18 protein-coding genes are annotated in these 23670 nt (G+C 74.2%); 7 read left to right on the top strand and 11 right to left on the bottom strand.

All coding sequences use genetic code 11. The features are described from left to right. Position 1 precedes the first annotated feature (1 nt). The 8 genes from AB0K51_RS07275 to AB0K51_RS07240 all read right to left on the bottom strand — a co-directional run bounded on the left by AB0K51_RS07275 (position 2) and on the right by AB0K51_RS07240 (position 12154). Positions 2-1117, bottom strand: coding sequence for a hypothetical protein (locus AB0K51_RS07275; protein ID WP_363451498.1), 1116 nt, complete (start codon positions 1115-1117; stop codon positions 2-4). 41 nt (positions 1118-1158) lie between these two features. Beyond that, positions 1159-3474, bottom strand: a complete 2316-nt coding sequence (locus tag AB0K51_RS07270) for a hypothetical protein (RefSeq protein ID WP_363451496.1) — start codon at positions 3472-3474, stop codon at positions 1159-1161. Positions 3475-3655: 181 nt separating this feature from the next. Next, positions 3656-4309, bottom strand: a complete 654-nt coding sequence (locus AB0K51_RS07265; RefSeq protein WP_363451494.1) for a hypothetical protein — start codon at positions 4307-4309, stop codon at positions 3656-3658. Between the two features lie 224 nt (positions 4310-4533). Continuing rightward, positions 4534-7293: a BTAD domain-containing putative transcriptional regulator gene (locus tag AB0K51_RS07260; RefSeq protein ID WP_363451492.1), complete on the bottom strand. Its 2760-nt coding sequence runs from the start codon at positions 7291-7293 to the stop codon at positions 4534-4536. Between the two features lie 92 nt (positions 7294-7385). Next, positions 7386-9536, bottom strand: coding sequence for a WD40 repeat domain-containing protein (locus AB0K51_RS07255; protein ID WP_363451490.1), 2151 nt, complete (start codon positions 9534-9536; stop codon positions 7386-7388). 193 nt (positions 9537-9729) lie between these two features. Continuing rightward, positions 9730-10329, bottom strand: a complete 600-nt coding sequence (locus tag AB0K51_RS07250) for a GNAT family N-acetyltransferase (protein WP_363451488.1) — start codon at positions 10327-10329, stop codon at positions 9730-9732. Positions 10330-10677: 348 nt separating this feature from the next. Further along, positions 10678-11193 carry a hypothetical protein gene (locus AB0K51_RS07245; RefSeq protein ID WP_363451486.1) on the bottom strand — a complete coding sequence of 172 codons (516 nt, stop codon included), beginning with the start codon at positions 11191-11193 and terminating at the stop codon, positions 10678-10680. 49 nt (positions 11194-11242) lie between these two features. Next, positions 11243-12154 carry a LysR family transcriptional regulator gene (locus AB0K51_RS07240; protein ID WP_363451484.1) on the bottom strand — a complete coding sequence of 304 codons (912 nt, stop codon included), beginning with the start codon at positions 12152-12154 and terminating at the stop codon, positions 11243-11245. Between the two features lie 137 nt (positions 12155-12291). Between AB0K51_RS07240 and AB0K51_RS07235 the strand changes: the two genes are divergently transcribed. Beyond that, the gene (locus AB0K51_RS07235) at positions 12292-13302 is read left to right on the top strand and encodes an NADP-dependent oxidoreductase (protein WP_363451482.1); all 1011 of its coding nucleotides are present in this window, start codon (positions 12292-12294) and stop codon (positions 13300-13302) included. Positions 13303-13651: 349 nt separating this feature from the next. Here the strand turns inward: AB0K51_RS07235 and AB0K51_RS07230 are convergent, their stop codons facing one another. Further along, positions 13652-14404 carry an MBL fold metallo-hydrolase gene (locus AB0K51_RS07230; protein ID WP_363451480.1) on the bottom strand — a complete coding sequence of 251 codons (753 nt, stop codon included), beginning with the start codon at positions 14402-14404 and terminating at the stop codon, positions 13652-13654. Between the two features lie 195 nt (positions 14405-14599). On the opposite strand from AB0K51_RS07230, the gene AB0K51_RS07225 reads away from it, so the two are divergent. Further along, complete coding sequence (locus AB0K51_RS07225) at positions 14600-15415, top strand: aldolase (RefSeq protein ID WP_363451478.1); 816 nt, start codon at positions 14600-14602, stop codon at positions 15413-15415. A gap of 40 nt (positions 15416-15455) precedes the next feature. Here AB0K51_RS07225 and AB0K51_RS07220 read toward each other — a convergent pair whose 3' ends face one another. Then, on the bottom strand, positions 15456-15710 hold the full coding sequence (locus tag AB0K51_RS07220) for a cupin domain-containing protein (protein ID WP_363451745.1): 255 nt from the start codon (positions 15708-15710) through the stop codon (positions 15456-15458). Positions 15711-15821: 111 nt separating this feature from the next. Between AB0K51_RS07220 and AB0K51_RS07215 the strand changes: the two genes are divergently transcribed. After that, positions 15822-16436 (top strand): ABATE domain-containing protein, encoded by a 615-nt coding sequence (locus AB0K51_RS07215; protein ID WP_363451476.1) that lies wholly within the window; start codon positions 15822-15824, stop codon positions 16434-16436. Positions 16437-16514: 78 nt separating this feature from the next. Here AB0K51_RS07215 and AB0K51_RS07210 read toward each other — a convergent pair whose 3' ends face one another. Continuing rightward, positions 16515-17960 carry a glyceraldehyde-3-phosphate dehydrogenase gene (locus AB0K51_RS07210; protein ID WP_363451474.1) on the bottom strand — a complete coding sequence of 482 codons (1446 nt, stop codon included), beginning with the start codon at positions 17958-17960 and terminating at the stop codon, positions 16515-16517. Between the two features lie 353 nt (positions 17961-18313). On the opposite strand from AB0K51_RS07210, the gene AB0K51_RS07205 reads away from it, so the two are divergent. From AB0K51_RS07205 to AB0K51_RS07190, 4 genes are all read left to right on the top strand, one after another. After that, positions 18314-19039, top strand: a complete 726-nt coding sequence (locus tag AB0K51_RS07205) for a WXG100 family type VII secretion target (RefSeq protein ID WP_363451472.1) — start codon at positions 18314-18316, stop codon at positions 19037-19039. A 50-nt stretch (positions 19040-19089) separates the two neighbouring features. Beyond that, positions 19090-19215 (top strand): hypothetical protein, encoded by a 126-nt coding sequence (locus AB0K51_RS07200; protein WP_363451470.1) that lies wholly within the window; start codon positions 19090-19092, stop codon positions 19213-19215. A 653-nt stretch (positions 19216-19868) separates the two neighbouring features. Further along, on the top strand, positions 19869-20831 hold the full coding sequence (locus tag AB0K51_RS07195; protein ID WP_363451468.1) for a LysR family transcriptional regulator: 963 nt from the start codon (positions 19869-19871) through the stop codon (positions 20829-20831). 174 nt (positions 20832-21005) lie between these two features. After that, a complete protein-coding gene (locus AB0K51_RS07190; RefSeq protein ID WP_363451466.1) occupies positions 21006-23618 on the top strand; it encodes a collagenase in 2613 nt (870 codons plus the stop codon). Positions 23619-23670: the final 52 nt, after the last annotated feature.

Below are 23670 nucleotides of genomic sequence, written 5' to 3'. Positions count from 1 at the left end.
GTCAGTGCCTTCCGCTCTGGGAGATCCGCGGGGTCACCGGGATGTGTACGGGGTTGTTCAACGGGGCGCTCGGCAGGGTCGGCGCCAGGGGCATCGGGTTGTCGCCCAGGTCCATGCCGTTGAACTCGGAGGTGATCGACTCGTCCGCACCCTGGTAGTTCTCGGCCATCGCCTTCAGGCCGTCGGCGATGCCCTTCAGCGCGTCGGGCAGGCCCTTCACGACGTCCAGGGTGTCCTTGCTGTACTTCAGGTAGCCCTTCTCACCCTCGGCGAACTTCTTGCCGGACTCGTCGTTGCCCCACGGGTTCTGCGCCTCCAGCGACGGCAGGAACGCGCTCAACGAGGTGTACAGCGACCGGACCTGCTCGGACGCGGCGAGCATCGGCGACACCGCCGCCTGGTACTGCTCCGGGTTGACCTGGAACCCCTGCCCGGCACCGCCGCCGCCGTCGCCGGACGACGCGGACCGCTTGGCGGCCTCCATTCCGGTACGGGCCTGCGCCTGCTGAGCGGGCACCGTGCCCGTCATCCGGCGCAGGGGCTCCGCGGCGACGGCGTCCGCCGTGGCGGGCTCGGCCGCGACCGCGTCCTTCAGCCGCCGCTCGGCCGGCACCGCGGCCGTCAGATCCTGCAGCCTCGGCTCCGTACGCTGCGCCGTCAGATCCTGCAGCCTCGGCTCCACCTGCTGCGCCGTGAGCCGACCCTCCATCGGCTCCATCTGCTGCGCCGTGAGCCGACCCTCCATCGGCTCCATCTGCTGCGCCGTCAGCCGACCCTCCATCGGCTGCACCTGCTGCGCCGTCAGCCGGCCCTCCATCGGCTCCATCTGCTGCGCCGTCAGGCGACCCTGCAGCATCGGCTCCGCCGGGATCGCCTCGGACACCCGCGCCTGCATCAACGGCTCGGCCTGAACCGTCCCCACCCGCGCCTGCAGCAACGGCTCCGCCGGGATCTCGGCGGTCCGGGCCTGCAGCGGCTCGAGGGGCACACCCTCGGTGGCGACCGTGCCCACGCGGAACGCGGGGGTCGCCTCCTGCGCCACGAGGCGGCTCAGGTGTTCGGGTTCGACCCGGGCGGTGGCCTCGGTCTCGTACCAGGCCGGCTCGTCGTTGCTCATGGTGATCCTTCGTCAGGTGCGGATTCGACGGCGGGCGCGGGTCAGTCCGCGGCGGGGGCCGCGAGGCGGGTGAGCGCGGCGCGCAGGAAGGGGCTGGGGACCTGGTAGCCGCCCTCCTCGCGGAGCGGGGCGGGCTTGGCCGCCGCCTCCGGTGCCGCAGCGGCCGCGGTCGCGGACGCCGTCGCGGGGGTCGGGGCGGCCGCGGCCTCGGGTGCGTCGGGGTGGCCGCGCCGCGCGGCGGCGGACCGGGAGCGCTCCAGGTAGTCGTCGTCGGCGCTGCCCGTGGACTCGGCCGCGCTCGAGGTCTCCTGGCGGGTCGTCAGGTCGACGGCGGGCGTCCCGCCGCTCGCCGTCTCGGTGACCGTCCCGGCCTCGGCCGGGGTGTCCGACTCCGCGTCGGTGCCGGTGCCGAGCAGGACGCCGGCGAGCTGGTTGAGCACCGCCTGTTCGCTGGTGGGGCCGGCCGCGGCGGGGGTCGCGGTGGCCGTGGGCTCGGGCCCGGCGAAGGTGCCCTCGGCGCGGGCGTCGTCCAGCCAGCGGCGGCGGGCGCGCTGCCACTGCCGGTCGCGCGGTTCGGCCTCGCCGGCCTGGCCGAGGATGCCGGCGTCCTCCGCCAGCAGCTCCTCTTCCTCCTCGCCCTCGGTACCGAAGCGGGTGGGGCTGAGGAAGCGGTTGCCCTTGCGGCCTTCCTTGCCGCCCCCGCGCCCGCCACCGCCCGCACCGGGCATGTGGCCGCCGCCCATGCCGCCACCGGCCATGCCGCCGCCCGCCCGGGCGGCGCTGCCACCGGCGCCGGAGCCCAGGCCGGAGCCGGCCACCGCGCCGGCGCGGCCCATCGCGCCCGCGGCGCCGCTCAGGCTGCCGGCCGAGGCCGCGCCCAGGCCGCCGGAGCGCGCGGTCTCCGCGCCGCCCAGGCCGAGGGCGCCGCCGCCACCGCCGCCGAGCGCCCCGCCGAGGGCTCCGCCGAGCGCGCCGCCGAGGCCGCCCGCGCCGCCGAACGGGGACAGTCCGCCGGTCCCGGAGCCGCCCAGACCGCCACCGAGGCCACCGCCCGAACCGCCGCCGAAGCCGCCTCCGCCACCGCCGAGCGCCGAACTGCCGCCCGCGCCACCGAGGTTGAGGTCGGAGAGGCCGGCCAGGTTCAGCGAGCCGTGCGACGGGCTGACCGGCAGCGGGGTGAAGGTCGGGGTCCCGCCGCCCACGCCCGCGCCCTGGCCGAAGTTCGGCATGTCGGGCGTCATCGGCTTGAACGGCTGCAGCTTGTGCGTCTCGGTCCCACCGCCACCGGCGCCGCCGCCTCCACCGCCGCCGAACGAACCGGGGTCGAAGGCACCGCCGCCCCCACCGCCACCGTCGAACGAGTTCGGGTGGGGCGCGGGCATGGAGAAGGGAGCGGACCCGCCGCCACCGCCCGCACCGCCACCGCCCGCACCGCCACCGGCGAGCCCGTCGAACGAGGTCGGAGTGGCTGCGGGCATCGCGAAGGGAGCGGCGCCTGCGGCGCCGCCGGCGTTCAACGGCAGTCCCGTCGCCGGGTCGATCGCGCCCGCACCGCTCAGCGGGAGTCCGGTGCGGGGGTCGATCGCGCCCGCACCGCTCAGCGGAAGTCCGGTGCGGGGGTCGATCGCGCCCGCACCGCCCTGCACCGGCAGTCCGGTGACCGGGTCGATCATCGTGCCGGGCGGCAGGGGGCGTCCGGTCCGCGGGTCGATCGGGCCGCCCTTCAGGCCGTCGATACCCGTACCGCCGGAGCTCATCGTTCCGTCGCCGCCCGAAGTGCCGGCGCCGCCCGCGCCGTTGAGGGCGCAGGTCTTGCCCATGCCCGTCATGTCGCTGATGTGACCGGCGCTCTTGCGGAGCATGCCGTCGACGCCGTTGCCGACCTGGCCGACGTACGAGTGGTAGGTGGCGGCGGCCTGCTTGATGCCCTCGGACTGGGCGATGTCGTCGTGCTTGCCCGCCGGGTTCTGCTCGATGTACTCCTTGGCGTACTGGAGTTCGCGGATCATCTCGTTCTTGGTGCCGGTGACCGCCTGGCTCGCGCCGTGCAGGCTCTGGGCCAGGCCGTGGCCGGCCTGCAGGGTGGTGGCGACGTGCGAGCCGTCGCCGGCGGCGAACTTCTGCAGGTACTGCTGGAAGCTGTCGGCGGCGGGTCCGGCCATGCTGGACATCGCGCGGTTCGCGGCCTGGGCGATCGCCTGGACGTGGGTGCCGGCGACCTCGTTCCACTTGTCCCAGGCGGCGGCGAGCTGGCCGAGCAGCTCCTCGTCGCCGTCGGGGAACAGGATGTCCTTGCCGTTCTCGTTCTTCTGCACGGTCTTGAGTACTTCGGCGAGGTCGGCCGGCAGCTCGATCATGGCGGAAAGCTCTCTGCGAGGGAGTCGGGGTCGGTTCGGCGACGGCCGGCACCGGTGTGGTCCGGTGACGGCTCGTCGGATCGGCCGGTGTGGCGGCCGGCCGTGCGTCGGACGGGTCGTTCTCGGGGCGGCCAGGACGCCGGGGCCGCCCGCGTCAGAACAGCGGGCGGCCGGCGTCAGCTCAGTCCGCGACCGTGGTGTCCACGAACAGCGGGTTCGGGTTGTCGTTGTAGTGCAGCTCCGGCGCGTTCGGGTCGTGGTAGTCGACCCCGGCGTCGGGGACGCTGACCGGCCCGATCGGCGCGGGCGGGGTGATCGGGTCGACCGCGGGGGTGCCCCGTTCGGCGGGCACCTCCTCCATCGGGCGCAGGCGCGGCGACATCTCGGCCACCTCGTCGGGCTGCGCGAGGTGCGCCGGCTGCAGGGTCTGCGGCGTCGCGGAGACGGTGCCGGCCGGCAGTCCTGCGACGACCGGCGAGAGGGGCATCGCCCCGGTGTCGCTGATCCGGGTCAGCTCGCTGGCCTGCTGTTCGTCGTTGGCCTCGTGCCGGGCCGCCATGGTGAGCAGGTTCTCGCCCATCGCGGTGGCGTTCTGCATCAGCACCCGGATGCCCGCCATCACCTGCTCCTGGTGCTGGGCCAGTCCGCCGACCGATGAGCCGCCGCCCTGCAGCGACTTGCCGAGCAGGTCGGTGCCGTAGACGGACGCCTGAACCTGCTTGACGGCGGCCTCCAACTGGTTGGCCGGGCCCTCCAGTTCCTTCAGCAACCCCATGATCGTCTTGGCTGAGGACTGGACCTCGTCGAGATCGATCCACACCGTTTCGTCGGCCATCCCCGCACACCCCTCCGGCTTCGACTTCCCCGTGTGCGGGCTGGCGAGGATCGACCGGTTCCCGGGGCGACCGGGTGAGCAGCGGGTGCGGACGCGGTGCCACGGGCAGTACCGGGACGTACCCGCAACTGCCGCACTCTCTCATCCTGCACTACGTTCCTTGCTTTCCGCATGCGCATGGCTAACGCCCCGTCAACCGCTTTACGACGTATCCGTGAACCCGGTCACAGCGGGCTGAGTTCCTCGGCGCGGCGGCGGTGGACGCCGGCCGCGCGGGCGAGTCCGGCGGCGTCCTCGGCGCGGGCGAGGGCGTGCAGCACCTCGGCGGTGGCCTCGTCGTGGCCGAGGCGTTCGGCTTCGGCCAGTGCGGCCTGCAACCGGGTGCGGGCCTCGGAGTGCCGGCCGAGCACGGTGAGCGCCTCTCCGCAGGTGGTGTGCAGCAGGACGCGACGCGTGGCGGGGGCCTCGTCGGCGGTCAACTCCAGCCCGTGCCGGGCGTGTTCGATGGCCTGCCGGGGGCGGCCGGTGTCCAGCAGGTGGCGGGCGAGGTGCTGCAGCGCGAGGGTGACGGTGTGCCGGTGGTCGACGGCGAGCGCGATCTCCAGGGCCTGGGCGAGTCCGCCGCCGGCCGTGGCAGTGTCGCCGAGTTCGGACTGCACCAGGGACAGGTTGATCAGGGCGACCGCCCGGCCGACCTGGTTGCCGGCCCGCTGGGCGAGGTCGGCGGCCGGGGCGAGGCAGGTCAACGCCTCGGGCAGACGGCGGTTGGAGACCAGCACCCAGCCGAGCAGCGCGCGGACCTGGCTCTCGCCGTCCGGGTCGCCCGCTTCGACGGCGGCGTCCAGGGCCTGTTCCAGTTGCGGCACCCAGCCGTCGCGGACCCGGCGCAGGATCAGCGGCCACTGGGTGAGCACCAGCCGCCAGGCCCGCGCCGGGTCGGCGGTGGCGATCAGCTGGGCGAGCGTCTCGCGGTGCGCGCCGAGCCAGGCCAGCGCCTCCGCCGCGGTGGCGAACTCGGCGGTGGCGCGCGGCCGGTGGCTGTCGGGCGCGGGGACGAAGCAGGGCTGGCTGCCGGGTTCGGCGGCCTCGGCGGCGGCCAGGCCGGTGTACAGGTACTGGTCGGCGAGGCGTTCCCGGGCGAGGGTCTGCTCGGCGGGGCCGGCCTGGTCGCTCAACTCCCGGGCGTACAGCCAGACCAGGTCGTGCAGGGTGTACCGGCCGCCGTCGGTCTCGCCGATCAGGTGGGTGGCGGCGAGCTGTTCGAGGGCTTCGGCGGTGGCGCACAGGTCGAGGTCGCCGAGCGCGGCGGCGGTGTAGGCGTCGATCACCGGCCCCGGGTGGAAGCCCAGGGTGCGGAACAACCGGGCGGCGGGCTCCGTGAGTTGCTCGTAGGACAGCCGCAACGCGCTGGTCACGCTGACCTCTTCGGCGGCCAGCCGGCCGAGCCGGCGCTGCTCGTGCCGGAGTTGGCCGACCAGGGCGGCGATGCCGCGGCGCGGGTCGGCGGCGATCTTGGCCGCGGCGATCCGCAGGGCGAGCGGCAGGCCGTCGCAGAGCCGGGCGAGTTCGCGGGCGGCGGCGGGCTCCGCGGCGATCCGGGCCGGGCCGAGCACCCGGGCGAGCAGCGCGGTGGACTCGTCCTGGTCGAGCACCGCCACCGGGACGGGGCGGGCGAGTTCGGAGACCAGCAGGCCGAGCATCCGGTGCCGGCTGGTCACCACGGCGACCCCGTCCGCGCCGCCGGGCAGCAGCGGACGGACCTGCCCGGCGTCGCGGGCGTTGTCGATCACCACCAGCACCTTCCGGCCCGTGGTGAGCCGCCGGTAGAGCGAGCTGCGGGCGGCGGCGCCTTCCGGCAGGTCCGCCCGGGCGACGCCGAGTGCGGCGAGGAACTCGGCCAGCACCTCGCAGACCTCGCGCTCGGGGCGGTCGCTGTGGCCGCCGAGGTCGACGAAGAGCAGGCCGCCGGGGAAGCGGGCGGCGTTGCGGTGCGCCCAGTGCAGGGCGAGCGCGGTCTTGCCGACCCCGGCCGGTCCGGTGACCAGGGCGATGGCGCCGTCCGGGCCGCTGCGGGCGGCGTCGCCGAGGGCCGCGAGTTCGGCGTCCCGGCCGTGGAACCCGCGCGGCGCGCGGGGCAGCAGGTCGACCGCGGGCAGCGGGTCGGGTTCGACCCGGCGCTGCTCCGGCACCCGGACCGGGGTCTCCAGCAGCGCGGTTGACGGACCGTCAGCGAGGACGGTGAGCCCCTCGCCGCGCAGGATCCGCTCGTAGGCGGCGTTCAGCGCCCGGCCGGGGTCGACGCCGAGCCGGTCGGCCAGGGACTCCCGGGTGCGGTGGTACCAGTCCAGCGCGTCGGACTGCCGGCCGGCCCCGAACAGGGCCAGCATCAGCGCGGAGACCAGCGACTCGCGCAGCGGGTGGGCCACCGTCTCCGCGCGTAGAATTTCCGCCGCCCTGGCCGGTTCGCCGAGCAGCCGGTAGTGCTCGGCGAGGGTCTCCACCGCGGCGAGCCGGTTCTCCTCCAGGGTCTGCCGCCAGGCCTCCAGCGGCGGGCTGGCCACCGTGCCGGTCAGCGCCGGCCCGCGCCACAGCGCCAGCGCCCGCTCCAGCGCGTCCACCACGTCGGTGGAACGCTGCTCGGCGCGGGCCGCCGCCACCAGGACGTCGAACTGCTCGACGTCCACCAGCCCGTCCGGCAGTTGCAGGGTGTAGGCGTCGCCTGCGGTGGCGAGTTGCACCCCCTGCCGGTCGGCCTCGGCCTCGGCGAGCAGCGCCCGCAGCCGGGAGACGTGGCTCTGCACCACGGTGCGGGCGTTGGCGGGCGGGTCGGCGACCCACAGCGCCTCGGTCAGTTGGGCGACCGAGACGGCGCGGTTGCGGCGCAGCAGCAGGAGGGCCAGCAGGCTGCGCCGCTTCTCCGGCCCGAGCCGCAGTTCCCCGTCCACGCCGTCCGCCGAGACCGCGCCGAGCAGCCGAAAGTTCACCGCTTCCCCCACCGTGTCTTGGCCAGCATCCGGTGAGGCGAGGTTACCCCGGAGTCATGAACGGTGAATGACGAGCCCGGAGCGGCGGTCCGTCAGAGGGACACCGCCCCACCGGGGGTGACGATCCGCAGGCCCGCCTCGTCGAGGTCGATCGCCAACGGAGCACCCTCCAGGGCGGCCTCGTTCAGCAGGGTGCCGCTCGTCAGGTGCCACAGGCGCAGCGTCCCGGCGGTGTCGCCCGCCGCGAGCAGCGCCTCGCCGTCGAACTCCCGGGAGACCAGCGACCGGACCGCCGCGCCACCGCCGGTGAGCTGCGCGGTGAGGCTGCCGTTCTCGACCGACCAGACCAGCACGGTGCCGTCGGCGGCTCCGGCGATCACCACCGGGCGACCGCCCGACTCGCCGAAGGCCAGCACCTCGGCGGGCTGCGCCAGGCCCTCGCAGACCGGACCGGCCCCGCCGGTGCCGCCGTGCCACAGCCGCACCACCAGGTCGGCGCCGACGGTGGCCAGGATGTGCTGGCCACCGGCCCGGGTGACCGCCAGCGCGGTGGTCCCGACGTGGCCGGTGTCGAAGCGCAGCCGGGCCGCCCCGGTGGCGGCGTCGCGGACCGCGACCACGCCGTCCCGCCCGGCGGAGACCAGCAGCGGCGGCTCGTCGGCGGTGAACGCCAGCCCGGCGACCGGCCCGGCGTGCGGGGTCGGCAGCGGGTACGGGGTACCGTCGCGCAGCGTGTGGGCGCGCACCGAGCCGGCCGCCGTGCCGGATACCAGCAGCGGACCGTCCGGCCCGTCGGCGGTGACGTCCAGCGCGTGCACCGGACCGCCGTCGGCGGCCAGCTCCAGCAGCTGAGTGGCCGTCAGCGCGTCCCAGGACACCAGGGTGCCGTCGCCGAAGCCCGCCACCAGCACGGCCCGGCCGAACAGTTCGCCGCTCGCCAGCGCGGTGACCGGGGTGCCGGTCCGGCCGAGCGGGGCGGGCGTCTCGCGGGCGGTCCCGGTGGCGGCGTCCCAGGCGGTGATCCGGCCGTGCTCGTCGCCGACCAGCAGCCGGGCGCCGTCGGCGGCCAGCGCGGTCAGCCACTCCCCGGCGGGCCAGCCGCGCAGCGCGCGGCCGTCGTACACGTCCCAGGTGCGCACCGTGCCGTCCAGCGCGCAGGAGGCCAGCACCGGGCGGCCGTCGAGGTCGAGGAAGGCCAGGCCGGTGACGGTGCCGGTGTGGCCGTCGAGTTCGGCGACGATCTGGCCGGTGGCCAGGTCCCAGAGCCGGATCCGGCGGTCCAGGCCCGCCGAGGCGAGCACCGCCTGGTCGCCGATGCCGAGCACCGCGAGGGCGCGGACCTCGCCGCGGTGGCCGACCAGCAGGTGCAACTGCTCGCCGTCGGCGGCGTTCCACACCCGGACGCTGCCGTCGGGCGAGGCGGCGACCAGCAGGTCGAGTCCGGCGCAGCGCGCGGCGCGCAGCACGGTGGCGCCGGAGCCGCCGGTGGGCAGGGTGCCCAGCACCCTGCCGTTGTCGGCGCGGATCGCCCGCAGGTCGCCGGACTGGCCGGCCGAGAACGCCACCGGGATGTCGCCGATCACCGCGGCGGCCACCGCCTGGGCGCCCTCGCCGCCGGTGGTGCCGTGCGCGACCTGCCCGGTGACGGCGTCCCAGACCTGCACCGAGCCGTCCGCACCGCCGACCGCGAACAGCGAGCGGCCGGCGGCCTCGCCGAGTGCCACGGCGGTGGGCAGCAGGCCCGCGTCGGCGTCCGAGCCGCCGAGCGACTCGGCGTCGTCCAGCGCGGTCAGCCCGAACGAGCCGTCCTCGTCCACCAGCGCGTACGCGGCCCGGCCGCCCACGGTGCCGACGGCGGCGGCGGTGCGGGCGCCGCGGGCGGTCGGGTCGGCGATCGCCAGCACGCCCGGCAGCGCGGCGGGGCTGCCCGGCTCGGCGAGCAGCTGGTCCAGCAGCGCCTCCAACGCGGTGGCCGAGACCGGGACGGGCGCCGCCGTCCCGTCGGTCCACTGCCGGTCGGGGTGGCCGGGCTGGCCGACGACGGTCAGCCGCCGCGCCGTGGCCGGCTCCTCGACCGGCACGGGCGCCTCGCCGAGGCCGCCCAGCACCCGCCGCACCAGCGCACCGTCGAGCCGACCGGTCCGCTCGCCGCCGCCGTCCGCCCCGCTCGCGCGGAACGTTCCGTCGGCGGTGATCAGCAGCTCACCGCGGCCACCGGCCTCCAGCCGGACGCTTCCTGACATGTCGTCACTCCTTGTGCCCTGCCGGACAGTCGCCTGCCCGCGCTGCTTCCCGTTCTCTTGCCTGGTCTCGCGCCCGTCGCCGTCCGGCGACCCGGGGTGCGCCCGGCGGCCTGCGCCGCCCGCACGCGTCAGCCTCGCGACGCCGTCATCCGCGCGCCGTTCCGATCCACCCGCCGTCGTCTCGTTCCGGCGGTCAGCACAGGTCGTCCGGGACGAGGGTGGCGTGCACGGCGTCGTGCAGCCGCTGGGTGCGGGAGCTGCGGAAAAGCGCCGGACGGTAGCCGGCCCGCCGGAACCCGATCGCGGCGCCCATCACCTGGCTCGGCATGTTGTCGGCGGCGGCGAAGGCGTCGATCCGGCGCAGGCCCAGCCGCTCGAAGCCGAACCGGCAGACCAGGCGCAGCGCGCCGGTCGCGGTCCGCATCCGCCGATGCTCCGGCAGCAGCCACACGGCCACCTCGGCGCTCTGGTCCGCCGCGTCCAGGTTCACCAACTCGGCCCAGCCGACCGGCTCTTCGTCCAGGTCCACGGTGAAGTACGCGGCCCGGCCCTCGGCCCAGAGCAGCGGCGGCACCTCGGTCAGCCAGCGCTCGGCGGCCGCCATGTCCAGGTGCGGGATCACCGCCTGCAGGAACTCCCGGACCAGCGGGTCCCGGGTCCCCCGGAACACCAGCGGCGCATCGCCGACGACCGGCCGGCGCAACACCAGCCCGTCCGCCCGCAGCGGCTCGTCCTCGACTTCGGCGAGCGCCCGCATCGCTCCCCCTGACGGCAGTCCCACGTTCCCCGACATCCCCGAACATCCCCGCCGCCCGCGGACGCACTCCAACTCACCGCCGGAGCGCGCCCGTTCCACCCTTCCGGGCCGAACGGCCCGCCCAGTCAACCACACCCGACCCCCGTTTCCGCACGTCACCCGGACGTTAACCAAACGTGAGCGCCCCCGCCCACACTCGTTGTCGGGGCCACGTCACCGCCCCGCCCCGCCGCCCACCGGGTCCGTTCATCCCCCCGGCCGGACCCGGCACCCGCTCACGGGCGGCGGGGCGCCCCGGCCCACCCGATTCCCGGCCGTCCCGCCAGCAACCGCCGCACGGCGTCCACCGGTTCAGCCGAAGCCAGCACCGCCGCCGCCTCGATGTCATCGATCCGCAGCGTCGGCAGCCAGCCGTGCTCCGCGGGCAGCAGATCGGCCAGCGCATCCCGGAAGGCCCGCTGCCGGTGCCGGCCGCCCGCGCCGGGAAACAGCAGAGGCCGGGCCCGGGGCGAACCCGCCACCGGGCTCACGGCCGGTCAACTCCCGGGCCCGCCGCGACCATCGGGCGGCATCGAACCCCAGGACGGCGTCGGACGGGTAGTGCGCGAGGCTGACGGCCCGCGCACCGGTGAAGTGCTGGCGTTCGTCGACCTCCAGCACCTGCTGCCGGCCGTCCGGATGGGTCAGCAGCACGTCCAGCCGGCGGTGCTCGCGAGGCGGGGCCAGGTCAGGCAGGGCGAGTCCGGTCAGCGCACGGTAGATCACCGCCACGGCGGGCCACCGCCCGGCACACTCCACCCGCCCCGGCCGCACCAGCCACGCCGGGCACGCCTCGGCCCGCACCTGCACCCCGAGCGCGCTCGGCAGCAGCGCCGTGAGGCCGTTCTGCAGGTCCTTCACGTACGTCCCCCTCCGTGCGGGTCAGACCGTCGGACCGCAGTCTCACACCTCAGGCCCGGACCCTCGAGCCGTCGGCGAGGGTGACGCCTTCGGGGAGAGGCGCGGTGCGGAGTTCCCGGATGAGGGCGCGGACGGCGGCGGTGCGGGCGAGTTCGGGGGTGGTGACGTAGCCGACCTGGCGGGTCGGCGGCTCGGGGCCCAGGTCGGTGATCGCGAGGGCGGTAGGCGGGTTGAGCAGGGTGAGGCGCGGCATGATGGCCATGCCGAGTCCCTGGGCGGCCATCGAGAGGACCACCGTGTCGTCCTCGACGTTGACGGTCGCGGCCGGGATCCACTCCTGCCGCCGCCACCAACCGGCGGTGTAGGAACCGCAGTTCTCGTCCCAGTCGACCAGCGGCAGGCGCATCGGATCGGGATGGCCCTGCTGGTGGGCGAGCGCGTAGCCCTCCTCGTACAGCGGGACGGCGAGCAGACCGGGCAGCGCGGTGCCGCCCGCGTCCAGGGTGGCGAGCGCCAGGTCGGCGCGCCCGTCCGCGACCTCGCCCGCGGTGCCGCGCCCGAGCTCGCGGACGATCCGCACCTGCGGCTCCACGCCCGGGTGACGCACCGCCAGCCCGGCGAGCACGGCGGGCAGCAGGTGCACGGCGACGCTCCGGAAGGCGGCGATCCGCAGCGGCCCGGCCACCGGCTCGCCCGCGCCGCGCTGCGCCTCGTACGGCAGCGCGGCCAGCAATCGCAGGATCCGCCGGGCGTGCCCGACCACACGGGCACCCGCCTCGGTCGGGCTCGCACCGCGCCGACCGCGGTCGAACAGCACGGCGCCGAGCTTGCGTTCGCAGCCGCGGACCGCGTGCGAGACGGCGGACTGGGTCATGCCGAGCCGCTCGGCGGCGGCGGTGAAGCTACCGGTGTCGGCGACCGCGGCCAGCACCCGCAGCTCCTGCGGAAGGAGATCTGCCATCCGCGCAGCGTAGCGGCAGCCATGAACGGCATTCATGGCAGGCGGCGTTCCATCGACGCCGGCCCCTGCCAGGGCATCGCGCCGCTCCCTACGGTCGAACCCGTCACCCACCGCACGTCCGACCCTGGAGCAGCGCCATGACCCGCACCGCCACCCGCACCGCTCTCGCCGTCCACCAGACCGCCCGCCCGCAGGGGCTGCCCACTGCCGAGCAGTTCGCGTTCGTCGCCGACGAGCTGCCCGCCCTCACCGAGGGCACCGCGCTGGTGGAGAACGCCTACCTGTCGGTCGACCCCTACATGCTCGGCTCGATGGCCGGCGGCGACGGCGGGTACGCGCTGAACGCCCCGCTGGAGGGCCGCGCGGTCGGCCGGGTGGTGGAGTCCCGCAGCCCGGCCCTGCCGGTCGGCACCGCGGTGATCCACCGTCAGGGCTGGCGCACCCACGCGGTGGTGACGCCCGGGGACGTGCGGGTGCTGCCCGAGCTGCCCGGCGTCCCGCTCAGCGCGCACCTCGGCATCCTGGGCGGCACCGGCCTGTCCGCCTACGTCGGCCTGACCCGGATCGCCGGCCTCAAGCCCGGCGAGGACCTCTTCGTCTCCGCGGCGGCGGGCGGCGTCGGCACCGCGGCCGGCCAACTCGCCCGCCTGCTCGGCGCCCGCCGGGTGATCGGCTCGGCCGGGACGCCCGCCAAGACCGCCTTCCTCACCGACCGGCTCGGCTTCGACGTGGCCTTCGACTACCACGACGGGCCGGTCCGCGAGCTGCTGCACGGCGCCGCACCCGACGGCATCGACGTCTACCTCGACAACGTCGGCGGCGAGCACCTGGCCGCCGCGATCGACGCGATGCGCGACTTCGGCCGCATCGCCTGGTGCGGCGCCATCGCCCAGTACGCCGCCGCGACCCCGCCGGCCGCCCCGCACAACCTGTTCGACCTGGTCGGCAAGTCCATCCGCCTCGAAGGCTTCCTGGTCCGCCACCACCTCGACGCCCAGCCGGAGCTCTACTCCCTGCTCGCCCCGCACCTGCGCTCCGGCGCGATCCACTCCCCCGAGACGCTCCACCACGGCTTCGACCACATCGTCGACGCCTTCCTCGGCGTCCTCACCGGCGCGAACACCGGCAAGATGCTGGTCGAGATCTGACCGGGTCAGTCGAGCCACACCGCGACGGACACCGTCGCCGTGGCCGGCCGGCCCCCACCCGCGTGCTGCAGGTCCGTGACGTGCACGGCGGCCACCCGCTTCTCCGAGGTGCGCACGCACAGCCACAGGTTCGGGCCCGGGCGCTCAGAGTTCCGATGAGAGCGATCAGCGCGACCTTCACCCCCGCGGACATCCGACCTGACGGCTGCCTGCCGGACGCGGACGGATCCGCCGGCGGCCCATCGCCGTGCGCCGGGCCGTGCTGGGGCGGGACGGTCACGAGTCCTCACTGCATTCGGGCGAGCCGTGCCGGACCGCCGGCGGCGGCCCGCGGGGTGGTGACCCGGGGTCAGGCCAGGTCGAGGATGTCGGTGAGGCCGGCGGCGGCGAAGGCGGCGAGCAGGGGCTCGCGGCCTTCGGTGAAGTGGGCCCAGCTGTCGAAGTGGACGGGGACGACGCGGCGGGCGCCGAGGATCCGGGCGGCCTCGGCGGCGGCGGCGCTGTCGAGGGTGAGCAGGGCGTTGTCGAAGATGCCGACCCGGGCGCCGCCGGCGAACAGGACGGCGGTGTCGACGGGACCGACGCGGTCGGCGATCCGCCGGACGACGTCCAGCGAGGCGTTGTCGCCGCTGACGTAGACCACCGGCAGGTCCTCGCCGGTCAGCACGAAGCCGACCACCTCGCCGCTGATCGGCTCGCAGCCCTCGGGGCCGTGCTGGGCGGGGACGGCGGTGACGGTCACGACGCCGCCGTCGGGACGGGCCAACTCGGCGCTCTCCCACGGGGCGAGGCCCTGCGCGGTGCCGCCGAGGCGGATCGCGCCGCTCGGAGTGGTCAGGGTGAGCGGGACGTCGGCCAGCAGCTTGCGCCCGCCGTGGTCGAGGTTGTCGGGGTGCTCGTCGTGGGAGAGCAGCACCGCGTCGAGGTGGCCGAGTTCGGCGGGTTCGACCGTCCCGGGCAGGGTCTTGGTCAGGTACCGGCCGTCGCCGCGCGGGTAGTCGCCGGGAGCGTCGAAGGTCGGGTCGGTGAGGAACCGCAGGCCGCCGTACTCGATCAGGGCGGTGGGGCCGCCGAAGACCTGGATGTCGAGGGAATCGGTCATCGCACACCTCACGGAGAGTCAGTTGAGTCACGGGAAACCGTGTCGTTTCCCGTGAGAGAAATCTAGCGGCACCTCACGGCTCGTCGCAAGGTTTTCCGTGAGAAGAGGTCCGGCACCGCCGCTTGGACACAAGGTGTCCTACAGTCGACCCCGCGTTCACGGCACCCGCCGAACCGACGAGGAGGCCCCCGGACCATGGCGGACACCTTTGCCGCACGGAAGGCCGAACTGGTCGACCTCGCCCGGCGACGCATGCGCGCCGCGATACCCGACAACGACTGGACGGTGCGTCAGAAGATCGCGCTGACCTGCCGGATCCTGTTCGACGCCGGCCACGACTCCGGCCTGGCCGGCCAGATCACCGCCCGCGCCGAACGGCCGGGCACCTACTACACGCAGCGGCTCGGCCTCGGCTTCGACGAGGTCACCGAGGACAACCTGCTGCTGGTCGACGAGGACCTGAACGTCCTGGCGGGCGACGGCATGGCCAACCCCGCCAACCGCTTCCACTCCTGGGTGTACCGGGCCAGGCCGGACGTCACCTGCATCATCCACACCCACCCGCTGCACGTCTCGGCACTGTCGATGCTGGAGACACCGCTGGTGGTCTCGCACATGGACCTGTGCCCGCTGTACGACGACTGCGCGTTCCTGGAGAAGTGGCCGGGCATCCCGGTCGGCAACGAGGAGGGCGAGCTGATCGCCGGCGCGCTCGGCGACAAGCGGGCGCTGCTGCTCGCCCACCACGGCCAACTCGTCGCCACCGCGAGCGTCGAGGAGTCCTGCACCCTGGCGATCCTGTTCGAACGGGCGGCCCGGCTCCAGTTGCTGGCCGCCGCGGCCGGGCGGATCCAGGAGATCCCGGAGCTGCTCGCCAAGGAGGCCCACGACTGGACCTCCACCCCCGAGCGCGGGCAGGCGAACTTCGCCTACTACGCCCGCCGCGCCCTGCGCGCCGGTCACGGCGACGCCCTCACCGAGGCCCCGAGCACCGAGGACCGAACCCGGTGACCCGCCTGACGCACCACCACGAACCCGCTGCGGCGGGGGCTCACGGGAGCGACGGGACCCGGCCCTCCGCCGCCACGGGTTCGTCGCGGATCACCAGCAGCACCTCGGCCGCCCGCCCGTCCAGGCTGCGCAGCCGGTGCGGCACCAAGGAGTTGACGTACACGCTGTCGCCGGGGCCGAGCTGCACCGTCCGGTCGGGGAACGCCGGCTCGGCGCGACCCGCGTGCACGAACAGGAACTCCTCGCCCGGGTGGGACTTGTAGGCCGCAGGGGCGTCACCGACCGGCGGGTACATCACGGACGGCACCATCTGCTTGCCGGGCAGGCCTCGCCCCGGCGGTCCCGATCATTCTCCCACCGGCCCGCACCGCGACCCGCCCACTCACGGGCAACTGGACGCTTTACCATGAGAGGCATGAGCCAGCGTCCCGCCGCCGTCGCCGCCCCCGCGCCCCCGCCCGCCCCCGGCGCCGAGCGGTACGTCGCCCTGGACTTCGTCAACTCCGCGCTGACCCTCCCGGGCGGGACGCTCGACCTGCTCGCCACACCCGCCGAGACCTCCGCCTGGCTGGTCGAACACGGTCTCGCCCCGGCCGGCGCGCAGGTGTACGACGTCTGCAACGGCCGGCTGCACGGCCTGCGCGCCGCCCTGCGGGAACTCCTGGACGCCCACACCGCCGGCCGGCCCGCGCCCGCCGACGCGCTGGCGGCCGTCAACGCCGCCCTGACCGCCACCCCGTCCGCGCCACTGCTGCGGTGGGACGCCGACCTCGGGCTGCACCGCTCGGTCACCCACCCCGCGGACCGGCTGGCCGACCACGCGATGGCGCTGCTCGCGGCCGACGCCGCCGACCTGCTGACCGGCGCCGACGCGGAGAAGCTCGCCGCCTGCGGCGGCAGCCCCTGCACCCGCTTCCTGGTCCGCGGCCACGCCTCCCGCCACTGGTGCTCCACCCGCTGCGGCGACCGGGTCCGGGCGGCCCGGGCCTACGCCAGGAAGCGCGCCGAGAAGGAGAACTGACGGTCCGTCAGCCCCCGGAACGCCGGAACCCCGGCGGGCACGCAGGCCGGCCGGGGTTCCACCAGGGTTCCGAACGGATCAGACCGCCGGGCGCGGGAAGGTCGGGTACTCGACGCCCGAGACGTGCTGGACGACCCGGATCACCTGGCACGAGTAGCCGAACTCGTTGTCGTACCACAGGTAGAGGATCGCGTTGTCGCCCTCGACCTTGGTGGCGCCCGCGTCGACGATCGAGGCGTGGCGGGAGCCGATGAAGTCGCTGGAGACCGCGTCGGGCGAGTCGATGAAGTCGATCTGCCGCTTCAGCGGGGAGGTCAGCGAGACGTCCCGCAGGTGGTCGAGGACGTCCTCGCGGGTGGTCTCGCGGGCCAGCTGCAGGTTGAGGATGGCGATCGAGACGTCCGGCACCGGGACGCGGATCGAGCTGCCGGTGATCTTCGCCTGCAGGTCCGGCAGCGCCTTGGCGACCGCGGAGGCGGCACCGGTCTCGGTGATCACCATGTTCAGCGGCGCGGAGCGGCCGCGGCGGTCGGCCTTGTGGTAGTTGTCCAGCAGGTTCTGGTCGTTGGTGAACGAGTGGACGGTCTCCACGTGGCCGCGCAGCACGCCGTACTCGTCGGCCATCGCCTTCAGCGGCGGCACGATCGCGTTGGTGGTGCAGGAGGCGCAGGAGATGATCTGCTCGTCCGGCTTGACGGTGTCGTGGTTGACGCCGTGCACGATGTTCGGGACGTCGCCCTTGCCCGGCGCGGTCAGCACGACCTTGGCGATGCCCGGCCGCAGGTGCTTGGACAGGCCCTCGCGGTCGCGCCAGCGGCCGGTGTTGTCGACCAGGATCGCGTCCTTGATCCCGTAGGCGGTGTAGTCCACCTCGCTGGGGTCGTTGGAGTAGATCACCTTGATCGCGTTGCCGTTGGCGACGATGGTGCTGTTCGCCTCGTCCACGGTGATCGAGCCCTGGAACTGCCCGTGGATGGAGTCGCGGCGCAGCAGCGAGGCGCGCTTGACCAGGTCCTCGCCGCCGCTGTTGCGGACCACGATGGCGCGCAGCCGCAGGCCGTTGCCCGAGCCGGCCTTCTCCACCAGGAGGCGGGCCAGCAGGCGGCCGATCCGGCCGAAGCCGTACAGCACCACGTCGCGCGGGGCCTGGCGCTCCAGCTTGTGCTCGCCGGTCGCCCCGACCACCGCCTCGGCGGTGAACTGCTCGACGGTGAGGCCGCGGTCGTCCGCACGGTAGGTGGCGGCCAGCATGCCGAGGTCGATCTGCGAGGGACCGAGGTCGAGCGTGGTGAGGGCCTGGAGGAACGGCATGGTCTCGGTGACCGAGAGCTCCTCGCCGGCGATCTGGCGGGCGAAGCGGTGCGTCTTCAGGATGCTGACCACCGACTTGTTCACCAGGGAACGGCTGTGCAGCAGGACGTTCACGTCCCGCTCGCGGTGCAGCCGCCCGATGATCGGGATCATCGACTCCGCGATCTCCTCGCGGTTCATCCAGTCCGTGAACACGTCGTCATTGACAGTCACAAGTTCAACTTTCGAGGGTAGGCCGAGCTAAGGCGCTCCCATGCTAGCTTTGGCCGCCCGCGATCAACCGGGCGGTCCCCCCGCTGACCAGCGGTGGTACGCCCCCGCGGGCCCCGTTCGGCGTGACGCCCGCCACACCGCGAAGACGGCTGCCCGCCTCCGCCGCACTCCGCGGCCCGATCTGACGGCCCGTCGGACGCCCTCGACGGTGCACACAGCGTGACCAACATCACCCCGCCCGGCCGGCCGCCGGAGGGATTCGCGACCGGATCACCAAGCTTCGTTCAAATCGCCGCCTCCGGACCCGGGTTGGCGCTACCGTGCGAGCCACCAGGTCCCAACGGGGAGGCACCATGGCGATCGAACTGCCCGGCGAGGTCGTGTCGTTCCTGTCCATCATCGGCATCAACTGGCCGAGCGTGAACGAGGATTCCGTGCGCGAGTTCGCTTCGCACGTCAAGGAGTTCGCGGAGAACGTCGAGTCGGCGCACCAGCAGTCGACGGACACCATCCAGCGGCTCGGCGAGGCGTACCAGGGCGCGTCCTACGAGGCGCTGCTGGCCAAGTGGGCGAACATCTCGGACAGCCACCTGAACCAGCTGGTGCAGGCCTGCCACGTGGTGGCGCAGGCGCTGGAGATCGCCTCCGACGTGATCATCGCGATGAAGATGGAGACGATCGGCGAACTCATCGCGCTGGCCGCGGCGTTCGTCGCCGACCAGGCCGCGGCGGTGGCCACCTTCGGCATCGCCGAGGCTGCCGTGGCGCTGATCGAGGAGGCCGCCAAGCGGCTGATCAACTACCTCGAGCAGCAGCTGGAGCAGTACATCATCGGCCAGGTGATCGAGGCGGCGATCGGCCCGCTGATCGACACCGTCGCCAACGCCGTCTCCGGCCTGGTCTTCCAGGCCGCCGAGTCCGCGCTCGGGGTGAGCGGCGGCTCGGGCGGCGGCAGCGGCTTCATGATCGACCCGGACCTGCTGGACGACCACGCCCGGATGATGCACGAGCACGCCGAGACGGTGGCCGGCCACGCCGAGGTGTTCCAGTCGAAGCTGGCCTCGGTCAGCTTCGAGTAGACCCGGCGCCCATCGCGCGATGACGGACCGTCGGCCGCCGCCGCAGGAGAGTGCGCCCGCACCCCACCCGCGGCAGGCGGTCCGCCCGCGACGACGACGAGTCGCCAGCCGCCGACGGCCCGCCCGCCCGGCACACCCCGGCCGGGGCAGCCACCACCATGGCCACCGCGAGCTGAGCCAACGGCGCCCCCGGGTGGGCGACCTCACCGATGCGCTGCACGAGCTGGGTCCGGGCCCACAGGGTGCCGTCGGCCGCCCCGAGGGCCTCGTCGCCCGCCCGAACTGGTGGTCACCCACGCCGCGCACGGCGGCCTGACCGGCCACCCGGACCACCGCCTCACCGGTCGCAAATCGCACCCCACACCCACGCGCCCCCGCCCGGGACCCGCCACCCTCGCGCAGCGCACCCTCCCCGCCCCGCACCCGCGCGCCCACGCCGCCCCCCACCCTCACCCTCACTCTCGACCCGCCACCCTCGCGCAGCGCACCCTCCCCCGCCCCACACCCACGCGCCCACGCCGCCCCCCCCCACCCTCACCCTCACTCTCGACCCGCCACCCTCGCGCAGCGCACCCCTCCCCGCCCCACACCCACGCGCCCACGCCGCCCCCCACCCTCACCCTCGCTCTTGACGTGCCACCCTCGCGCAGCACCCCTCCCCGCCCCACACCCACGCGCCCGCGCCGCCCCCCACCCTCACCCTCGCTCTTGACGTGCCACGCTCGCGCAGCGAAGGTGAGCGACACCATCTGACATGTTGCGTGTGAAATTGCACAGCTCCCCCTCGCCACCGCCAGGGCGGGCCGCGGCTGCACGCGAGGGAGGGCGCATGGACCTGGAGCTGCGACACCTGCGGGTGCTCTGCGCGATCGCCGACACCGGCAGCGTGGGCCGGGCCGCGGCCACCATCGGCGCGTCCCAGCCCGCCACCAGCACCCAACTGCGGCGCATCGAGCGCCACCTGGGCGCGTCCGTGTTCGATCGCACGGCCTCCGGCGTGGTGCCCACGACCTTCGGCGCCGAGGTCCTGGCCGCCGCCCGCGAGGTCCTCGCCCGGGTCGATCGGCTCGCCCAGGGCCCGGCCTGCGCGGGCGACGACCACCCCCACCGTGATCTCCGGGTCGCCGCGACCAGCCCCGCCCTGCTGCCCGGCCTGCTCACCAGGGCCCGCCAGCTCCGCCCCGACCTCCGCTTCACCCTCTCCCCCCACCTCCCGCCCGCCCCATCCCCCGGCGCGCCGCAGCCCGCCCAGCCCGATCTCGTCCTCGCCCTCGACCACCCCGGCGCCCAGCTCCGCCCCTCGCCCGACTTCGGGCTTCGCGGCATCGCCACCGAGCCGGCCTTCGTCGCACTCCCGGCCGTCCACCCGCTGCGCCACCACGCCGAGTTGACCCTGCCCGACCTGGCCGCCGAGGCCTGGCTGCTCCCCACCTTGGACGGGCCCACCTGGCCCGCGCTGTTCCGGGCGGCCTGCACGGCGGCCTCCTTCGCGCCCGCCCAGGTCAACGAAGTCCGCTGCGGACGGCGCGAGTTGCTGGACCTGGTGGCGGCCGGCCTGGGCGTCGCGCTGGTCCCGGCGAGCACCGCACCCGCGTACGGAGCGGTGTTGAAGCCACTGCTCGGCAGCCCGCTGTGGTTGCGCCACGCGCTGCTCTGGCGGCGCACCGCGGTCAGCCCGGCCCTCGCCGACACCCTGGTCGCCGCCGCCACCGCCGCCCACCGCGACCTCGCCGCCGAGGCTCCCCACCTGCACAGTTGGGCCGCGCGCAGCTTCCGTCCACCGCGCCCCTGAGGTCCGGGCCGGCACCCCGTCCGTTCACCTCACCAACCCCTCCCCAATCGTGTTATGCCACCCCAGTGCAATGTCATATGACCTGTGACATTGTTCTGACGCCCCGCCCGATGCCAGGATGCACTCGCGTCACCCCCCAGCTGATGCCCAGTGAACTCCCCCACAGGAGAAGCAGTGCGCCTGCGCATACCCCTTCCCACCCTGACGGCCGGCCTGCTGGCCGGCTGTGCCACGGTCGCCGCCCTGCTGCCGGCCGTCCCGGCCTCCGCCGCCCCGGCGCCGGCCGCCGGCAAGGCCCGGGTCGGCGCCGCCGTCGCGGACACCGCCCCCAAGCCGCTCGGCCCGATCGTCGCGGCCGCGCCCGACACGCTCACCCCGGTCGCCGCCCCGCTGCCGCCTGCCCTGCTCAACCAGGTGGTGGCGGGCCAGCCCGCCGGCACCGCCGTGCAGACCACGCCCCGGCCGTACCAGGCCCTCCCCGCCCAGCCGGTCGCCAAGTCGGCCAAGGGCGCCACCGGTTCGGCGAGCGGCGCCGCGGGGACACTCGCCGCGGCCGCCCAGACCTGCACCGCCGCCGACTTCGGCAGCCGCTCCGGTGCCGACCTGGTGGCCTTCGTCGAGGGCTCCACCACCACCTGCGTGAAGACGCTGTTCAACGTGACCGGCAGCGACGCCGGCGCGATCTTCAAGCAGGCCAACATGCTGACCGTCGCGGGCGCCTTCAAGGACCTGGCGGCCGGCTACGACGGCACCAACTCCGCCGGCATCCTGCAGCTGGTGCAGTTCCTGCGGGCCGGCTACTACGTCCAGTCCTACAACGCGGGCGCGGTCGGCCCGTACGACTCCTCGCTGACCGCCGCCACCAAGGCGGGCCTGGACCGGTTCTTCGCGGGCAGCCACTGGACCGACGTCAACGACGCCAACGGCGTCGTGCTGTACGACGTGGTGATCCTCACCGACAGCGCCAACGTCCAGGCCGGCTACCTGAACGTCTACAAGCAGCTGCTGAACGGGTACAACAACGGCTACAACGCGTCCCCGCGGATGGTGGACTCGGTGAACGCGCTGCTGTTCGCGCCGCTGTGGCGCGCGAACTGGAACAGCGACTTCATCAACGCGGTCGGCGCCGACACCAGCCTGGTCGGCGCGCTGGCCGGGTTCGTGCAGAACCACAAGGACCTGCTCGGCACCGCCAACGCCTTCCTGGACGTCAACGCGGGCAACGACCTGGCCCGGATGGCCGGCGACAGCACCGCGATCGAGAGCGTGGCCAAGCCGCTGGTGAAGCAGGTCCTGGACACCACCGCGATCCTCGGCACCACCGGCCCGCTCTACGTGCACGTGGCGTACAACGCCAACTCCTACGACCGGGCGCAGTGTTCGTACTACGGCATCTGCGACCTGCCGACCAAGCTGGCGGACACCGTGCTGCCGAACGTGCTGGTCTGCGACAACCGCACGCTGCGCGCCCAGGCCCTGACGGTCGCTCAGCTGCAGCCGGTCTGCGCGAGCCTGCGCGGCGAGGACGGCTTCTTCCACAACCTGGTGAAGGACACCGGTCCGGTCCCGAACCAGTACGGCAAGACCGTCATCATGCCGGTCTTCGCCTCCGCCGCCGACTACCAGACGTACTCCTGGGCGATCTACGGCAACTCGACGGACAACGGCGGCCAGACCGTCATGGACGTCACCGACCCGAACAACCAGCCGGTCTGCGTGATGTACCAGAAGTCCTGGAACGACGACTTCCCGGGCAACGTGTGGAACCTCAACCACGAGTACACGCACTACCTGGACAACATCTACGACATGAAGGGCAACTTCGGCGCCGAGACGTCCGTCCCGGACATCTGGTGGATCGAGGGCGTCGCCGAGTACCAGTCGTACACCTACCGCGGCGTCACCGACACCCAGGCGATGACCGAGGCCGGCAAGCACACCTACAAGCTCAGCACGATCTTCCAGAACACCTACTCCAACTCGGACTCCAACCGGGTCTACCCGTGGGGATACATGGCGGTCCGGTACATGGTCGAGAAGCACCCGGCGGACGTCTACGCCATGCTCGGCCACTTCCGCACCGGTGACTACCAGGGCGGCTACGCGGTCTACAACGGCCTCGGCACCTCGTACGACGCCGACTTCGACGCCTGGCTGAGCGCCTGCGCCTCGGGTGCCTGCTACGCCACCGGCCCGACCGCGCTCTTCACCCAGTCCGTCAGCGGCCCGACCGTCACCCTCACCGACCGCTCGGTGGTCACCAACAGCCCGGCGCCGATCACCTCCTGGCACTGGACCTTCGGCGACGGCACCTCCGCGGACGTGCAGAACCCGACCCACACCTACGCGAACGCGGGCACCTACACCGTCGCCCTGACCGTGACCGACGCCAACGGCCGCTCCACCGCCACCCCGGCCTCGGTGACCGTCGCCGTCGGCGCCGGCACCACGCTGCCGACCTGCACCGACCAGCGCACCGACGCGATGGGCCAGAACTGCTCCCGCACCGGCCGCGCCCGCACCGCCGGCAACCTCGACTACCTGTACGTCTACCTGCCGGCCGGCACCACCACCCTGAAGATCACCGCCAGCGGCGGCACCGGCACCGCGTACCTCTACTACAACGACAGCACCTGGGCCTCCCCCAGCGCCTTCACCGCCTCCTCCACCACCCCCGGCACCACCACCCAGACCATCACGGTCACCAACCCCACGGCCGGCTACCGCTACCTCAGCCTCTACGCCGCGACCGACTTCAGCGGCGTGACCATCACCACCCAGTTCTGACCCGCTGACCCCCACCCACCGGGCAGCCACGGCCTCCAGCCGTGGCTGCCCG

This window comes from Kitasatospora sp. NPDC049285 (assembly GCF_040678815.1).
GTDB lineage: Bacteria > Actinomycetota > Actinomycetes > Streptomycetales > Streptomycetaceae > Kitasatospora.
This window is presented reverse-complemented; position numbering and strand designations above follow the sequence as displayed.